The following is a 16,822-nucleotide window of genomic DNA, read 5'->3' on the forward strand; positions in this document are numbered from 1 at the left end:
TAATCCCGGCAAGGGGTGTCGGTGGTCCGTGAGACCCTTGAGGGGTACCTGACCGCCGACGAAAGCCTGCTTGTGACCGCCACGGATCGCTCCATCGAGCTCGTCAACACCGCCGCTCAGGCGGCTGCCGACCGGCTCGCGCACGACATCATCGCCTACGACGTCAGTGACGTGCTGTCGATCACCGACGCCTTCCTGCTCGCCTCAGCGCCCAACGACCGCCAGGTCAAGTCGATCGTCGACGAGATCGAGGAGCGGCTCAACAAGGAGCTCGGCGCCAAGCCGGTGCGCCGCGAGGGCGACCGCGACGCCCGCTGGATTCTGCTCGACTACGTCGACATCGTCGTGCACGTCCAGCACAGCGAGGAGCGTGTCTTCTACGCCCTGGAGCGACTGTGGAAGGACTGCCCCGAGCTGCCCCTCCCCGAGGACGCCCTGAAGACCCGCGGCAAGGCCGAGGAGCACGCTCGGCTCACCGGTGACCCGGACGGTGAGCTGAGCTGAACGGCAGAGACACCGGAAACAATCGGGGCGCGGGGCGCCGTGTCGTCCTCTGGCGGCACGGCCAGACCTCGTGGAACCTTCAACGCCGCTTCCAGGGCTCCACGGACATCGCCCTGACCGATGCGGGCGTCTCCCAGGCGCGCCGGGCAGCCCGGCTGCTCGCCTCCCTCAGGCCCCACGCGATCGTCGCCTCCGACCTCAAGCGGGCGGCGGCCACGGCCGGCGAGCTGGCCGGGATCACCGGCCTCGACGTCTCCTACGACTCGGCCCTGCGCGAGACCTACGCGGGCGCCTGGCAGGGCCTGACCCACGACGAGATCGTCGAGCGGTACGGCGAGCAGTACGCCGCCTGGAAGCGCGGTGAGCCCGTGCGCAGGGGCGGTGGTGAGCTGGAGACGGAGGTCGCCGACCGGGCCGCTCCCGTGGTGCTGCATCACGTCGAGAAGCTTCCCGAGGACGGCACGCTCGTCGTGGTCAGCCACGGCGGCACGATCCGTACCACCATCGGCCGGCTGCTCGGCCTGGAGTCCCACCACTGGGAGAGCCTCGGCGGCCTCTCCAACTGCTGCTGGTCGGTGCTCGGCCAGGGCGCGCGCGGCTGGCGGCTGCTGGAGCACAACGCCGGCACGCTGCCGGAACCGGTCCTCGGCGACGACGACTGACCAGCTCCGGGCCCGGCGTTCGGCTCCGTGACCCCGGATTTCACTTTCCGGCAGGTCGCAGGCTAAAGTTCTTCTTGTTCGCAGCGCGGAGCGCGAAGAACACGCGGGGCTATAGCTCAGTTGGTAGAGCGCCTGCATGGCATGCAGGAGGTCAGGAGTTCAATTCTCCTTAGCTCCACAATCCGGATCCCGTCCTCACCAGAGGGCGGGATCTCGCGTTTTCCGGCCGTCATCCTGGCCGTCATCCGGTTCGTCGTCTGCCGGTTCATCGTCTCCGGTTCATCGTCTCCGGTTCGTCATTGGCCGCGGCGGTCACGCAGCGCCTCGATCCGCTGCCGGCTCTCCTCGTCGTTCGGGGTGTAGGCGACGATCCGGCACTCCGGCATTCCGTTGATCGACAGTGATACGGACGTCATCCGCATCTCGCCCACGTCCTTGTGGCGGAACGTCTTCACCCGCGGCCCCGGAGGCAGGACGTTCCCGCTCTCCCACAGCTCGGTGAAGTAGTTGCTGACGGCCGAGAGCCGGTGGATGAACGACTCCCAGGCGGGCTCGCCGACATGACGCCCGTACGCACCGCGCAGCTGCGCCACCATCAGCGGCAGCTCCGACTCCCGGAAGACCAGCGGGCAGTCCGGCTCGGGCAGGGTGAAGAGCGTCCACAGCACATTCCGCAGGCCGAAGCCCTTCGCGTCGTGGCGGGCGAACAGATCGCGGTAGGCGTGATTGGTCGCCAGGACGTCGTACCGCTCGTTGTAGACCACCGCCGGGTGGTGCGGGTCCAGGGCGTCGATGATGCCCTGTATCTCCGGGCCGACGCGCTCCGCGCCCTCCTGCCTGTCCGGTGCGTACGGCACCTCCGCCAGGTGGTACAGATGCTCCCGCTCCGGCCGGTCGAGCCGGAGCGTGCGCGCCACGGCGTCCAGGACCTGTGCGGACGCATTGATCGGGCGGCCCTGTTCGAGCCAGGTGTACCAGGTGACGCATACGCCTGAGAGCTGGGCGACCTCCTCGCGGCGCAGCCCCGGGGTGCGCCGCCGCAGCCCGGGCGGCATGCCCACGTCGGCGGGCGTCACCCGCGCCCGGCGGCTGCGCAGAAACGCGGCCAGCTCGGGTCTGCGGCGGTGGTGCGTCGCCGCGTCTGTGGTGTTCGTAGTCGCCGTCATCGTGGTCACATCCCCCATGGTCGAGGCCCCGGCCCGTCCTTGCCAGGTGCTGTCAGTACCAGCATCGGCGGGCTCTCGTTACCCGTACTGGAATGCCGTCAGGCTCGCAGCCATGACGACAACCTCTGCGGACACTCCACTGGTCAGTAAAGACCCAGGCACTGACAAACGGCCACGCCTGCTGCTCGCGATCGTGCTCGCGGCGCAGTTCATGGCGCTCCTCGACACCTTCATCGTCAATGTCGCGGCCCCCACCATCCGTACCGAACTCGACGCGTCCGGTGCCGGGTTGCAGCTGGTCATCGCCGGTTACACCATCTCGTACGCCGTCCTGCTCATCACCGGCGCGCGGCTCGGCGATCTGCTCGGACACCGACGGGCCTATCTGGGCGGGCTGTCGCTCTTCACCGCCGCCTCGCTCGCCTGCGGACTCGCCGCGGACACCGGCCAGTTGATCGCCTTCCGGCTGGTCCAGGACGCGGGCGCGGCCCTGATGATTCCCCAGGTGCTCAGCCTGATCCAGCGGAACTTCACCGGCGAGGGACGGGTGCGGGCGCTGGGCGCGTACTCGGCGGTTCTGGCCACCGGAGCCGCCGCCGGGCAGGTCGTGGGCGGTGTGCTGGTCAGCGCCGACCTCTTCGGCGCGAGCTGGCGGCCGGTCTTCCTGGTGAACGTTCCGATCGGCCTCGCACTGCTCGTCCTGGGCGCGCGGATACTGCCCAGGGACCGGCGCGAGGAGCCCGAGCGCGCCCGGGGCCTCGACCTGCCCGGTCTGGTGCTGCTCGCGGCCACTGTGTCGCTGTTCACCGTGCCGCTGGTGCTCGGGCAGGAGCAGGACTGGCCGGTGTGGTCCTGGCTCTCTCTCGCCGCCTCCGTGGCGTTCTTCGGCGCCTTCCTCGCGTACGAGTCACGGCTGGCCGCGCGTGGCGGCGCACCGCTGATCGCGCCCCGCGTGCTGCGCATCCCCGGCATGGGCCGCGCGGTGCTGCGGATCACCTTGGTGATGGCGGTGAACGCGGGCTTCCTCTTCACCCTCACCCTGCATGTCCAGGGTGGTCTCGGCCACAGTGCGCTGCGCGCGGGGCTGATGTTCGCGCCGACCGCGGTGATCTTCGGAGCGGTCGGGCTGACCTGGCGGCGCTGGCCCTTCGGCCTGCACAAGGCGCTGGTCCCGGGCGGGTTCACGCTGACCGCGCTCGCCTGTCTCGCGGTCGGTCTGACGCTGCGGGACGGCGGCGACGGCGGGCTGTGGCTGTACGGCGCCTTCATGGGCGTCGGAGCCGGTCTGGCGCTCGCCTACAGCCCCACGCTCACGGGCGCGCTCGCGACCGTACGACAGGAGGATGCCGCGGACGCCAGTGGTCTGCTCGTGACGATCGCGCAGCTCGGACAGCTGATCGGAGTCGCCGCATTCGGCACACTCTTCCTGAATCGGCAGACAGTACCCGGGGCGCAGGGGTCGGCTGATGCGCTGTGGGTGTGCGCGCTCGCGCTCGCCGCGGCTTCGATCTTGGGCTCGGTGGCCGGTCTGGTACGCAAACGCCGCTGACCCTCTTGCGTGGCCATGGCAGAATCGGACGGCCGGAGGGGACACCGGCCAGAACGGGAGGGAGAGCACGATGTCCGCCAGCGGGAGCGAGGAGGCCGATGATGACCTGCTTGCCGCGGCGGAAGCACGCGCTCGTCTCAGCTGCCCGTCCTGCGGTTCGGCGCATGTCGCCCAAGTCCTCGGCGACAATGGCGGAGTGTCCTACGTGTGCACGGCCTGCGGCCACAGCTGGAGCTGAATGATGGGTGCACACAGGCGTAAATGCGACTGGTGCGGCAGTGGTACGCCCATCGTCCGGGACATGGACCCGATCAATCCCGAGTACCAGTACTGGTGCGAGGAGTGCGCGCGGGCGCTGATCATAAAAGGCGACCCCATCGAGACGTACAGAGAGCTCGAAGGGGAGCCGATCTACGGGCGGCTGCTGGACGAGCACTGCACCCTGAAGAGGTTCTACTCCTTCGCCACGGCGTGACAGGGACGGCTCGCGCCGACGGCGGTGTCCCCTCGGAGCGTCCGTCTGAGGCCCGAAAACGATTTGGTGAAGCACCGGGGGGACCGTGTAATGTTGTCGACGTCGCCGCGGGGGAAGCCTTCCAACAAGGCGGCACATCGCAAGGGGCTATAGCTCAGTTGGTAGAGCGCCTGCATGGCATGCAGGAGGTCAGGAGTTCAATTCTCCTTAGCTCCACAGAAGCAGTACAGATCAAGCAGTACACATGCAGTACGCATAAGGAAGCGGGCCACCCGGATCGGGTGGCCCGCTTCCTTATGTCCCGTCAGTCCCGTCAACCGCGGCCGCTGCCAAGGGCCTTGCGGTTGCCGCCGGGCAGTTCCCGCCGGCCGGAGGGCGCAGGGGCCCGCTCGGCGGGCATCTGCTCGATACGCATCGCCAGTGCGGGACAGCGGCGTACGGCCCGCTGAGCGCGCCCCTGCAGGTGCATGGGAACGACCGCGTCGGCCACCGAGGGGTAGCCGTCGGGGTTGAGCCGGATCAGCTCCGGGATGATGTCCGCGCACAGCCCGTGGCCCTGGCAGAGCGTCCAGTCGATGAAGACCTTCTCACCGCTCGGAATCGACTCTTCCGCTTCCTCGTAGCCGGGCAGCGGGAGCGGCAGCACGCCGGTCGTCTCGCGTCCGCAGCCGCCGTGGAGCACATGGGCGGCGAGATCGTCGGTGAAGGCGGACAGGGTCGAGGCGAAGAAGCGCGCCGAGCCGTCGGGGTGCTTGCACGCGCCCCGGCCCTTCACAGCCTGGGTCACCTCGCGCAGCGCCTCCAGGGCGGCCGGGCCACCGCCGTTGATGACATCGGACAGACCGCCGGCCGCGGCGGGCAGGCCCAGCTTGCAGGGGCCGCACTGCCCGGCCGTCTCGGCGGCGAGCCAGTTGGCCACCCTCAGCGCCTCGCCCAGCGGGCAGGTCTCGGGGCCGATCGGGAGGATCGCTCCCGCGCCCAGCGAGCCGCCCACGGAGGCCAGGGACTCTCTCGAGACGAGCGACTCATGGACGGCGACCGAGTCGATCCAGTTGCCGTGATAGCCGCCGGTCAGCACGCCCTGGGGGAGCGGCGGGGCGCCCGCCAGCTGCAGCACGTACCTCAGCGGCACACCCGTGGGAACCTCGACGACCATCGGGCGCGCGACCGCCCCGGAGATCGTCAGCATGACCGTGCCCGGCTCGGTGTCCAGGCCGGTGTGGCTGTAGCGGCGAGAGCCGATGCGGGCGCCGATGGCGAGCTGCGCGAACGTCTCCGCGTTGGACAGCAGGGTCGGCGCGCCGCCGACGCCCGTGTCGGACGCGCGCTCACGGCGGCCCGGCGGCAGGGCGGGGCCGCCGTTGACAGCACGGATCACGGAGGAGGCCTCGCCGGAGACCATGCGCTCCGGGGTGCGCACCACCCGCGCGCGCAGCTGCTGCCCGCGCCGGTCGGACAGGCCGCGCTCGGCGAGCGCGGCGCGCATGGAGATCTCCGTGGAGTTGCGGGTGACCGCGACGACCAGAGTGCGCGCGCCGAGCGCCTCGGCGGCGAGCAGCGCGCCGTCGAGGATCAGATGGGGGGCGCGGTTGAGCAGGACGGTGTCCTTGCGGCAGGCGGGCTCGCCCTCACTGCCGTTGATCACGACGACGGGCCGCACCCCGCGCCGGATGGCGGACTTCGCGACCGCTCTGAGTTTCTGTCCGAAAGGGAAGCCGGCGCCGCCGCGGCCGCGCAGGGATATCTCCTCGGCGAGCTGGGCGAGCCGTTCGCCGGTCATGGGTTCAAGAGGGCCGTGCACCTTGAGATGCATGGGGAGGTCGAGTCGTTCGACAAGGTCGAACCCCTGCGTCAGCTGGGGAAGGCCGACGACTCGGACCTCGGGGACATCAGGAAGGGGGGTGTTCACGGTCGGTCTCCTGCGGGCGCGTTCCAGGGCTCTCCCGCCGGAGGCGGAAAGAGGGGTCCAGGCATTGGCGCTGTGTCTTCGTAGCCACCGGCAGTGCCGGATTGGTACGGGGAGGGGGGTTCTTCGTACGGGGACGAGGGATCGTAAGGGGACGGTGTCTCGTACGAGGCTGTGCCGTACGACGGGGACGGAGGTGCTTCGTACACGGGAGGGGGCTCGTACGCCGAAGGAGCGGGGGGCTCGGACGGCTCCGGCAGGAAGGCCTGCGCGGGAGGCGGGGGCGACGGGGCCGGCCACAGGCCCGGCATGGGGCCCGACTCCGAGACGACGGGGATCTCCTCGGTCATCGGTATGCGCTCGGCCAGCGGGGCCGTCTGGTCGCCCGCGAGGGACACCGCACGGTACGCGGCGGAGATCCCGGTGCCGGGGCCGATGCCGCCGCCCGCGGTCCTCTCGGCGGGGGTTTCCGCGATCGGGGGCGGCGGGGCTTCGTAGAGCTGGGGCGAGGGGGCGGCGAGCCGTCGGGGCTGCGCGCGCGACTGGCCGAGGGGGCCGCCGAGCGGGGTCTCGCGCTGGAACTCGGCCTCGTACGGGCGTTGCGAGGGAATGCCGTTCATGCCGTTGAGTCCGGCCGGTGCGGTCACTCCGCTCGCACCGGGGAGCGGGGAGGCGTTCAGATCGCGCCGTTCCCATTCCTCCGCGCCCTGCCGGTCGTCGGCCGAGCCGATCAGGGAAAGGATCTTGGCGGCGAGGCGGCGCTTCACAGGTTGCGGCAGCATCCGTAGGGCGACGGCAGCGGCGACGGCGGTGAGCGTCAGGCAGTACATGGTGACCACCCACGTCGCGGCCGGCCGGCCGGTGTACAGCCCGTGCACAAGGGCGAAGCACCAGGCCGGGTAGGCCAGCATGTGGAGCGGCCGCCAGCGGCCCGCCACCTTGACGTTGGCCGCAAGGGCGCTGCGCAGCGCGCCGGTCGTGGCTGCCACCACCATCAGGAACCCGGCGAGCGAGCCGAAGCCGATCAGGCTGGACGTCCCGGTGACGCCGAGTCCGAACGGGACCAGGGCGCCGATGAGTTCGACATGGCCCAGCGACACCTTCACGGTGGCGTGCAGCAGCAGGAAGCCGAGCGAGGCGATCGCGGTGCTCCGGTGGATGCCCTGGGCGAGGAGGCGGTGGCGTGTGGAGAGCAGCAGCCGGTCGGTGGCGATCAGGCCCCACGCCACGGATGCGGTGAGGGACACCAGGGACAGGACCCCGGTCGTGAAGTCCAGCGCGGCGCGGAAACTGTCGCTCCCGCCGACGGCGAGCAGGGGTATGAGTACCAACGCCGCAGCGGTCAGGCCGCCTTGGACCTGGCGACTGAGCCCGGGGCCCGGCGCTGGCGAAGAACGGCTTTTGCGATGAGGGTTCATGGGGCGACTCCGAATGGTGCGGGAAATGCGGTCCCGTTGACGCATGCTAGGTCGACCCATACCAAGTGGTCTGAGGTTTCGGCGTTTAGAGAGCGGAACCACAGTCAACTGACTCTGGGGTTGCCCCGGATAAGCCCGATACGCGGAGTAACTTGAGTGCCTTGAGGTATTGGCCTATGCCAATCGGGGGGTGCTCCGGGGCGCGACGCGGGGCGTGCGCCGGTGGCGCGTGAGGGGTGCGTGGGGGTGTTCGGTGGTTCGACGGGGAAACGGTGAGTGTCATGCGCGGGGTATGTGCGCGGGTTAGGTGGGGGAAGTGTGCAGAGGTGCGGTTCGTACCGCCGGGATCCCCCCGGTCGGGTACTGGAGTGGCTCGGCGGCCCCGCTCGGGTGTCATGCGGCCGGTTCGCCCGCTGCGGTACCCTGACGCCATGCGTGCCGTACGCCTTCTGCTTAGCGAGCCGCGCTGATCAGTCCCGACGGATGAAAGATCCGGTCGGAATCGGCGCGGCGTCCCCTCCTGTGCGAGGGGTTTTTTCGTTTTGGATTCCGCTGGCAGAGACGAATCGATGGAGCTTCAAAGATCATGAGCGAGACGAATTCAGCTGCAGAGGTGGCCGCAGCGCACCGCTATACGGCTGCCATGGCGGCCGACATCGAGGCACGCTGGCAGGACTTCTGGGACGCCGAGGGCACGTACGAGGCGCCGAACCCGACCGGCGACCTGGCCGGGGACCCCGCCCTGGCGGCCAAGCCCAAGAAGTTCGTCATGGACATGTTCCCGTACCCCTCAGGCACGGGTCTGCACGTCGGCCACCCCCTGGGCTACATCGCCACCGACGTGTTCGCCCGCCACCAGCGCATGACCGGGCACAACGTCCTGCACACGCTGGGCTTCGACGCCTTCGGCCTGCCCGCCGAGCAGCACGCGGTCGCCACCGGCACGCACCCGCGGGTGTCCACCGAGGCCGCCATGGAGAACATGAAGCGGCAGCTGCGCCGACTGGGTCTGGGCCACGACCAGCGCCGGTCGATCGCGACGATCGACCCCGAGTACTACAAGTGGACCCAGTGGATCTTCCTGCAGATCTTCAACTCCTGGTACGACGAGGACGCGCAGAAGGCCCGTCCGATCGACGAGCTGATTGCGCAGTTCGAGAGCGGTGAGCGCGCCGTTGCGGGCTCCACGCGCGCGTGGAGCGAGCTGAGCGCCGTCGAGCGCGCCGACGTACTGAGCGGCTACCGGCTGGCGTACGCCTCCGATGCGCCCGTCAACTGGTGTCCGGGCCTGGGCACCGTACTGGCGAACGAGGAAGTCACCGCCGACGGACGTTCCGAGCGCGGCAACTTCCCTGTCTTCAAGGCCAAGCTGCGCCAGTGGAACATGCGCATCACCGCCTACGCCGACCGGCTGCTGGACGATCTGGACGGCCTGGACTGGCCCGAGGCGATCAAGCTGCAGCAGCGCAACTGGATCGGCCGCAGCGAGGGCGCACGCGTCCACTTCTCCGTCGACGGCGGCGACGACGCGCGGATCACGGTCTTCACCACCCGCCCCGACACGCTGTTCGGCGCCACGTACATGGTGCTGGCGCCCGAGCACGGCCTGATCGACGCCATCGTCCCGGCCGAGTGGCCCGAGGGCGTCAAGGAGCAGTGGACGGGCGGTGCGGCCACTCCTGCCGAGGCAGTCGCGGCGTACCGCAAGCAGGCCCAGACGAAGAGTGATGTCGAGCGGCAGACCGAGCACAAGGACAAGACCGGTGTCTTCAGCGGTGCGTATGCCCTGAACCCGGTCACCGGCGAGAAGATCCCGGTCTTCGTCGCCGACTATGTGCTGATGGGCTACGGCACGGGCGCGATCATGGCCGTCCCCGGCCAGGACGAGCGCGACTGGGAGTTCTCCGAGGCCTTCGACCTGCCCATCATCCGTACCGTCCAGCCCCCCGAGGGCTGGGAGGGCGAGGCTTTCACCGGCCAGGGCCCCGCGATCAACTCCTCCAACGACGCGATCTCGCTGGACGGCCTGGGTGTCGCCGAGGCCAAGGCGAAGATCACCGAGTGGCTGACCGGTCGCGGCATCGGCGAAGGGACCGTCAACTTCCGGCTGCGCGACTGGCTGTTCAGCCGGCAGCGCTACTGGGGCGAGCCCTTCCCGATCGTGTACGGCGAGGACGGCGTGGCACACGCCCTGCCCGAGTCGATGCTGCCGCTGGAGCTGCCCGAGGTCGACGACTACTCGCCTCGTACGTTCGACCCGGACGACGCCGACACCCAGCCCGAGACGCCCCTGTCGCGCAACGAGGACTGGGTCGACGTGGAGCTGGACCTGGGCGACGGCGTCAAGCGCTACCGCCGCGAGACCAACACCATGCCCAACTGGGCCGGTTCGTGCTGGTACGAGCTGCGCTACCTGGACCCGCACAACAGCGAGAAGCTGGTCGACCCCGAGATCGAGCGCTACTGGATGGGGCCGCGCGAGGGCCTGCCGCACGGCGGCGTCGACCTGTACGTGGGCGGCGCCGAGCACGCCGTGCTGCACCTGCTGTACGCGCGGTTCTGGTCGAAGGTGCTGTTCGACCTGGGGCACATCTCCTCGGTCGAACCGTTCCACAAGCTGTACAACCAGGGCATGATCCAGGCGTACGTCTACCGGGACAGCCGCGGCTTCCCGGTGACGGCGGCCGAGGTCGAGGAGCGGGACGGGAAGTTCTACTTCAACGGCGAGCCCGTCAAGCGCGAGCTGGGCAAGATGGGCAAGTCCCTGAAGAACGCGGTCACTCCGGACGAGATCTGCGCCGAGTACGGCGCGGACACGCTGCGTCTGTACGAGATGGCGATGGGCCCCCTGGATGTCTCGCGGCCGTGGGACACCCGGGCTGTGGTCGGCCAGTACCGGCTGCTGCAGCGGCTGTGGCGCAACATCGTCGACGAAGCGACCGGTGAGATCACGGTCGTCGACACCGAGGCCGACGAGCCGACGCTGCGCGCGCTGCACAAGGCGATCGCCGGCGCCGGCCAGGACCTGGCCGCGCTGCGCTTCAACACCGCCATCGCCAAGATCACCGAGCTGAACAACCACCTGACCAAGGTGGGCGGTCCGCTGTCGCGCAGCGTGGCGGAGCGGCTGGTGCTGCTGATCGCCCCGCTGGCCCCGCACATCGCCGAGGAGCTGTGGCACAAGCTGGGCCACGGCGACTCGGTCGTGCACCAGGACTTCCCGGTCGCCGACCCGGTCTATGTCGTGGACGAGTCCGTGACGTGCGTGGTGCAGATCAAGGGCAAGGTCAAGGCGCGGCTGGAGGTCTCCCCGTCGATCTCGGACGAGGAGCTGGAGGCGCTGGCGCTGGGTGACGCGGCGGTGGTCGCGGCGCTGGGCGGCGCGGGCATCCGCAAGGTGATCGTGCGGGCGCCGAAGCTGGTCAACATCGTCCCCGCGTAGCGCAGGGCCCGGCTGACGGCAGGGGTTTCCCCTACGGGCAGGTTGGGGGTTCCGATGGAACTCGCGGCCTGCCCGTTCCGTTTACGGTGGAGGGACAACAGCCGACGCCGGAGGGGCGCTCATGGAAGCCGCGATTCTGATACTGGCGCTGCTTTTCGTCGCCTTTGTGGCATTGGGGGTGTATGTCAGCGTGAAGGTCATCGGCGCTGCCAAGCGAGGTGTGGAGCGTACGGTCACGCAGGCGCGCCGCACCGTCGAGGAGACGACGCTTCGCGCGAAGAGCTACGGACAGGGCGGCGTGGTCGGGGAGCTGGCGCAGCTGCGGCTGTCGCTGCGTACGTCGATGAGGGCGACCCAGGACGCGCTGCACGCCGGCGCGGCCGAGGACGCCTCGCTGTCGGAGTCGATCGGCCTGTTCCAGCGGCTGAGTGCGCACGGCCATGAGCTCGACGACGAGCTGAAGCGGCTGGAGCGCGAGCCGGACCGCGCGACGGTGGCGTCGCTGCTGCCCGGGCTGCGTGAGCGTACGGAGCGGATCACGCGCTCGGCCGAGTCCCTGCGGTGGGCGGCGCGGGACCGGGCACGCAAGTTCGCCGACGACGATCTGGACGCGCTGAGCACGCAGATCGATGTTGAGGCCGGGGCGTTGCGGCACTGGTCGGGAGCGGAGTCGGCGGAGCCGCAGGCTCCTGCGGCGTCGTGGCCGGAGGCCGGGGGCACGGGCGGTGCCGGTGATGGCGTTGACGGTGGTGGGGACCGTGGTGTCGCGGAGCAGACGTGGCCGGAGGCAGGGGCCGGTGCTGGGCCCGGGCAGACCGTGGCAGAGCAGCCGCAGGCGATCACGGCACCCGATCCCCGGCAGCAGACGTCCTACCCCTGGCAGAAAACAGCCCGTCCGGAGACCACGAACTGATCCACCAGGCAGGCGACGCGACCACCGACGAGGGCCCGGGCTGCCGTCCGGCTGCCCCTGCGGGTAACCTCCCGCTCATGTCCCGCCATGTCGCGATCGTCACCGATTCAACGGCCTACCTGCCGCCGCCGACGATGGAGCGCCACGGCATCATCGCGGTGCCGCTGACCGTCGTGATTGGTGATCAGGCGCTCGAGGAGGGCACCGAGATCTCGGCCCGCTCGCTGGCGCTCGCATTGCAGAAGCGACGCCCGGTGACCACGTCCAGGCCGAGCCCCGAGGTGTTCGCCGAGGCGTACCGCGCGCGAGCCGAGGCCGGAGCGACGGGAATCGTTTCCCTCCATCTGTCGGGCGAGTTCTCGGGGACGTACGACGCGGCTGTGCTGGCCGCCAAGGACGCTCCCGTGCCGGTGCGGGTGGTGGACACCGGGATGGTCGCCATGGCCCTGGGGTTCTGCGCGCTTGCCGCCGCAGAGACGGCGGAGGGGGGCGGCACGCTGGACGAGGCGGTGGCCGCCGCGGAGAAGCGCGCCGCGGGCACGTCGGCCTACTTCTACGTGGACACCCTGGACTATCTGCGCCGGGGCGGCCGGATCGGTGCCGCGCAGGCGCTGCTGGGCTCGGCGCTTGCCGTGAAGCCTCTGCTCCAGCTGGACGGCGGCCGGATCGAGCTGCTGGAGAAGGTGCGTACGGCCTCGAAGGCGATCGCCCGGCTGGAGGAGATCGTCGTCGACCGGGCGGGCACGAGCAGCGTCGACATCGCCGTGCACCATCTCGCCGCGCCGGAACGGGCCGCGGCGCTGGCGGAGCGACTGCGGGAACGGGTTCCCGGCCTTGTGGATCTGCATGTGAGCGAGGTGGGCGCGGTGATCGGGGCGCACACGGGGCCGGGGTTGCTGGGGGCTGTGGTCTCGCCTCGATGAGGAGCCGCCGACGCTCTTTTGGGTGACCGGGTTATCCACAACAGGGCGGTTGTCCACGGAAATTGGGCCTGCTCAGCGGGTTCGGGTGGATGTGCCTACCGTCCTGTGACATGGCTCTGAGAACACGTTCCGCACGTAGTGGCCCGGGCAGGGCGCGGGCTTCGGACGGCCGCGCCCGCGATGGCCGCGTCGCTGATGGCCGCGCCCGCGACTTTGGCTTGCGTAGTGGCCCCGGGCGTGGCATGTACCGCCCTGGTCGCCGACCCGCTCCTCTTCGCGGCGGACGGGTGGCTGCCGCGTCGATCACAGCCCCGCGCCGGCGCGCGGACGCCCTGTTCGACGGATCGCCGGGCGGTACGGGACCTGCCGAACCGCCCGGCGCGAGGCTCGACGCCGCTGACGGGCGCTCGCGTGCCGAAGGGCGCGCCGTCGCAGCCGCGGATGTGGACGTGGGCGCGGATGTGGACTTCGGTACGAGCGCCCGGCAGCGCATGCGGCTGGCGGTGCGGGAGCGCTTGCCGCTGTGGCTGCAGCTCAGATGCGGTCTGGAGCCCAGGGCTCTCGCCGCCCTGGCCGTCGTGCTCGTGCTGGCCGCGGGCTTCGCGGTCCAGCACTTCTGGGTGGGGCGGCCCCAGACCGTACGGGCCCCGGAGTTGGTCCAGCAGGGCGCGGCCACGCCGGAATCCCCGCCGTCCCCCGGGCCGCCGCCGCCCGATCCGGGGGCGGGCGGCGGGCGGATCGTCATCGTCGACGTCAGCGGCAAGGTGCGGCGGCCGGGGGTGCACCGGCTGCCGGCGGGATCCAGGGTGGCCGACGCGCTGCGGGCGGCCGGTGGCGTCAGAGCGGGTACGGACCTGACCGGCCTGAACCGGGCTCGGGTGCTCATGGACGGAGAGCAGGTGGTGGTGGGCGTCGCCGTACGGCCGGGGCTGCCCGCCACCGGATCGGGCCCGGGTGCATCGGGTCCGGCAGGGGCTCAGCCGGCGGGACCGGTGAGCCTCAACTCGGCGACCGTGGAGGAGCTCGACACCCTGCCCGGGGTCGGTCCCGTGCTGGCTCAGCACATCGTCGACTACCGCACCCAGCACGGGGGTTTCCGGTCTGTCGACGAACTCCGCGAGGTCAACGGGATCGGCGACCGCCGGTTCGCGGACCTCCAGACCCTCGTACGGCCATGACGCGCCCCGCGGTGCACGCCGCGTCGGGCCATCGGCTGGGGGCGTCCGACCCGCGGCAGGAGGGACCGGCCGATCTGCGGCTGGTGCCCCCGGCCCTGGCAGCCTGGGCCGCGGCTGCTCTCGCCGTAGGCGCGCCGGGCTGGTGGACCGGGCTGGCCGTGACCGTCTGTGTTGTCGTCGCGGGGCTGTTACTGGCTCCGGTGTCGTTGCGAGCCATGCGTGCAAGAACGGGCGGCGGAGGTCCGGCGGCCGATGGCGGGGATGCGGGTACCGGGCGACGCGGGCTCCGGCTCAATGCCACCGCGCTGGCGGCCATGTTGCTGTGCGGCGCCGCGGGTGCGGCCTCGGCCGGTCTGCACGGCGCGGATCTGCGGCGCGGTCCACTGCCGGAACTGGCGGACCAGTATGCCCACGTCATGGCCGAATTGACCGTCACCTCAGATCCGCGACTGACCCGGCCCCGGGTCCGCGGCGATCAGTTGGCCGGACGATCCGTGGTGCTGGACGCGGAGGTGAGCCGAGTGACGGGGCCAGGCGGCACTGTGACCGTGACCCGGACACCCGTGCTGGTGATCGTGCGGGCAGGTGCGTCCGGCGAGGCGGGCGATTTCGCAGCCCGGTGGCTGCGGCTGCTGCCCTCCACCCCGCTCCGGCTGGCTGGACGTCTCGCGCCGCCGTTGAACACCGACGACCGGTTCGCCGCGGTCCTGCGGCCGGACGGGTCCGGTCCGCCGCCGATCACGGGGCCGCCGACCGCCCTTCAGCGCACGGCCGGAGGGCTCAGGGCAGGACTGCGCGCGGCGACCGATGGGCTCGCCCCCGATGCCCGCGCTCTGCTCCCAGGGCTGGTCGTGGGCGACACCTCTCGGGTCCCGCCCGACCTCCAGGATGCCTTCGAGGCAACGGATCTCACGCATCTGCTCGCCGTTTCGGGCAGCAATCTGACCGTCGTGCTCATACTGCTGATCGGACCGCCGGGCACCGCGCTGCTGGCTGAACGGCGGGGTCTCGCGCCCCGGTTGGGCATCACGCTGCGAGGGGCCGCAGTCCTCGGCGGCGGGCTCACGCTCGCGTTCGTCGTCGTGTGCCGACCGGAACCGAGCGTGCTGCGGGCCGCGGCCTGCGGGGCCGTCGCCTTGCTCGCCATCGGCACCGGACGCCGCCGGTCGCTGCTGCCCGCGCTGGCCGCCGCCGTACTGCTGCTCGTCCTGTACGACCCGTGGCTCGCACGGAGTTACGGCTTTCTGCTCTCCGTTCTGGCCACGGGCTCGCTGCTCACCATCGGCCCCCGCTGGAGCGCGGCGCTTCAACGCAGACGGGTGCCGCCCCGGCTCGCCGAGGCGGTGGGTGCGGCGGCTGCCGCACAGGCGGTATGCGCTCCCGTGGTGGCGGTCTTCGCGGCGAGGGTCAGCCTGGTGGCGATCCCCTGCAATCTCGTTGCCGAGCTCGCGGTCGCCCCGGCCACGGTTCTCGGGTTCGCCGCTCTCGCCGCGGCGCCGGTGGCGATGCCGGTTGCCGAGGCGGTGGCCCGCTGTGCGGGGTGGCCCGCGGGGTGGATTGCCTCCGTCGCGCGCACCGGGGCGGCGCTGCCGGGGGCTGAGGTGGGGTGGCCGGACGGCTGGCCGGGCGGGCTGCTGCTGGCCGCCGTCACGGTCCTGGTCGTGCTCGCCGCCAGGCGCCTTCCCAGGCATCCCTGGTGGGCGGCAGGCTGCACGCTGCTGCTTCTGCTCGCCGTGCTGCGTCCGGCCCCGCTCACCAGAGCCATGTCCGGCTGGCCGCCACCGGGATGGACGTTCGCGATGTGCGATGTCGGTCAAGGGGACGCCACCGTGCTTGCGACGGGCGGGGGTTCGGCCGTCGTCGTGGACGCGGGGCCCGATCCGGAGCTCGCCGACCGCTGCCTGCGTGACCTGGGAGTCACCCGGGTTCCATTGATCCTTTTGACGCACTTCCATGCCGATCATGTCCGGGGGCTGCCAGGTGTGTTGCGGGGCAGAGCTGTCGGTGCCGTCCAGACGACGACGTACGACGAGCCCTGGGAGCAGAGCGTGTTCGTACGGAGGGCGACGGCTGCGGCCGGGGTGCCCGTGATCCGTGCGGGTCCGGGGGAGCGGCGGAGGGTCGGGCGGCTCGCCTGGCAGGTGCTGTGGCCGCCGGCTGTCCGTGCGTCCGGGGCAGCCCGTACGGCCGGGCTTGGCCTTCCGGAGGTGGGCTACGTACCGGAGGGGCCCAATGACGCCAGCGTGACGCTGCTCGTACGGATCGAGGACGGCCCGACCCTGCTGCTGCTGGGCGACCTCGAACCACCGGCCCAGAGGGGGCTGTTGCGAGCCTTCCCGGCGCTCCCTCCGGTCGATGTCCTCAAGGTCGCCCACCACGGCTCGGCCCATCAGCACCCCGGTCTGCTGCGGGGCGTACGCGCACGGCTGGCGCTGATCTCTGTGGGCGCGGACAACACGTACGGCCATCCCTCTCCTCGGACGATCGGCGCGTTGCGGGCCGGGGGCGCGGTGGTGCTGCGTACGGACACCGACGGGGCGATCGCCGTGACGGGAGACGGCCGGGACCTGCGGGCGGTGCCGCGAGGCCCCGACCCGCCGCCGCGGCTGACGTCGGCGCCGCATCGGGCGACAGGCCTAGGACCAGGGGTCGATGGTGTGCGGACAACCCGCGCGCCACACTCTCC

At 71.0% G+C, this 16,822-nt stretch carries 12 protein-coding genes, 2 tRNA genes and 1 pseudogene; 12 read left to right on the forward strand and 3 right to left on the reverse strand.

Features of this window, described 5'->3' with window-relative positions:
• The first annotated feature begins 72 nt into the window (after positions 1-72).
• The 3 genes from rsfS (at position 73) to OOK40_RS03720 (ending at position 1,344) form a co-directional block, all read left to right on the forward strand.
• On the forward strand, positions 73-504 hold the full coding sequence (rsfS, locus tag OOK40_RS03710; protein WP_266478842.1) for a ribosome silencing factor: 432 nt from the start codon (positions 73-75) through the stop codon (positions 502-504).
• The gene (locus OOK40_RS03715) at positions 501-1,166 is read left to right on the forward strand and encodes a histidine phosphatase family protein (protein WP_266478845.1); all 666 of its coding nucleotides are present in this window, start codon (positions 501-503) and stop codon (positions 1,164-1,166) included. The genes rsfS and OOK40_RS03715 overlap by 4 nt, the downstream gene beginning before the upstream one ends.
• 105 nt (positions 1,167-1,271) lie before the next feature.
• A tRNA-Ala gene (locus OOK40_RS03720) sits at positions 1,272-1,344 on the forward strand.
• 118 nt (positions 1,345-1,462) lie between these two features.
• Here the strand turns inward: OOK40_RS03720 and OOK40_RS03725 are convergent.
• Entirely contained in the window at positions 1,463-2,332 is an 870-nt protein-coding gene (locus tag OOK40_RS03725) for a helix-turn-helix transcriptional regulator (protein WP_266478848.1), read from the reverse strand.
• Positions 2,333-2,444: 112 nt separating this feature from the next.
• Here OOK40_RS03725 and OOK40_RS03730 point away from each other — a divergent pair, with 112 nt between their 5' ends.
• From OOK40_RS03730 to OOK40_RS03745, 4 genes are all read left to right on the forward strand, one after another.
• A complete protein-coding gene (locus OOK40_RS03730) occupies positions 2,445-3,881 on the forward strand; it encodes an MFS transporter (protein ID WP_266476446.1) in 1,437 nt (478 codons plus the stop codon).
• A 70-nt stretch (positions 3,882-3,951) separates the two neighbouring features.
• Positions 3,952-4,119 (forward strand): hypothetical protein, encoded by a 168-nt coding sequence (locus tag OOK40_RS03735; protein ID WP_266476448.1) that lies wholly within the window; start codon positions 3,952-3,954, stop codon positions 4,117-4,119.
• Positions 4,120-4,122: 3 nt separating this feature from the next.
• On the forward strand, positions 4,123-4,356 hold the full coding sequence (locus OOK40_RS03740) for a hypothetical protein (RefSeq protein ID WP_040916346.1): 234 nt from the start codon (positions 4,123-4,125) through the stop codon (positions 4,354-4,356).
• A gap of 143 nt (positions 4,357-4,499) precedes the next feature.
• Positions 4,500-4,572 (forward strand) — tRNA-Ala (locus OOK40_RS03745).
• A gap of 97 nt (positions 4,573-4,669) precedes the next feature.
• Here OOK40_RS03745 and OOK40_RS03750 read toward each other — a convergent pair.
• A complete protein-coding gene (locus OOK40_RS03750) occupies positions 4,670-6,265 on the reverse strand; it encodes an NADH-quinone oxidoreductase subunit NuoF family protein (RefSeq protein ID WP_266476450.1) in 1,596 nt (531 codons plus the stop codon).
• A complete protein-coding gene (locus OOK40_RS03755) occupies positions 6,262-7,680 on the reverse strand; it encodes a hypothetical protein (RefSeq protein ID WP_266476451.1) in 1,419 nt (472 codons plus the stop codon). Before OOK40_RS03755 ends, OOK40_RS03750 begins: the two co-directional genes overlap by 4 nt.
• A 586-nt stretch (positions 7,681-8,266) precedes the next feature.
• Here OOK40_RS03755 and leuS point away from each other — a divergent pair.
• From leuS to OOK40_RS03780, 5 genes and pseudogenes are all read left to right on the forward strand, one after another.
• On the forward strand, positions 8,267-11,122 hold the full coding sequence (gene leuS, locus OOK40_RS03760; protein WP_266476452.1) for a leucine--tRNA ligase: 2,856 nt from the start codon (positions 8,267-8,269) through the stop codon (positions 11,120-11,122).
• 121 nt (positions 11,123-11,243) lie between these two features.
• Positions 11,244-12,035: a hypothetical protein gene (locus OOK40_RS03765; protein WP_266476454.1), complete on the forward strand. Its 792-nt coding sequence runs from the start codon at positions 11,244-11,246 to the stop codon at positions 12,033-12,035.
• Between the two features lie 77 nt (positions 12,036-12,112).
• Entirely contained in the window at positions 12,113-12,958 is an 846-nt protein-coding gene (locus OOK40_RS03770) for a DegV family protein (RefSeq protein ID WP_266476456.1), read from the forward strand.
• A 110-nt stretch (positions 12,959-13,068) separates the two neighbouring features.
• Positions 13,069-14,136: a ComEA family DNA-binding protein gene (locus OOK40_RS03775; protein WP_266476457.1), complete on the forward strand. Its 1,068-nt coding sequence runs from the start codon at positions 13,069-13,071 to the stop codon at positions 14,134-14,136.
• A pseudogene (locus OOK40_RS03780) lies at positions 14,133-16,721 on the forward strand (ComEC/Rec2 family competence protein); the annotation flags it as partial. The gene OOK40_RS03775 and the pseudogene OOK40_RS03780, both read left to right, overlap by 4 nt.
• Positions 16,722-16,822: the final 101 nt, after the last annotated feature.

It is taken from the genome of Streptomyces sp. NBC_01481 (assembly GCF_026339995.1).
GTDB lineage: Bacteria > Actinomycetota > Actinomycetes > Streptomycetales > Streptomycetaceae > Streptomyces.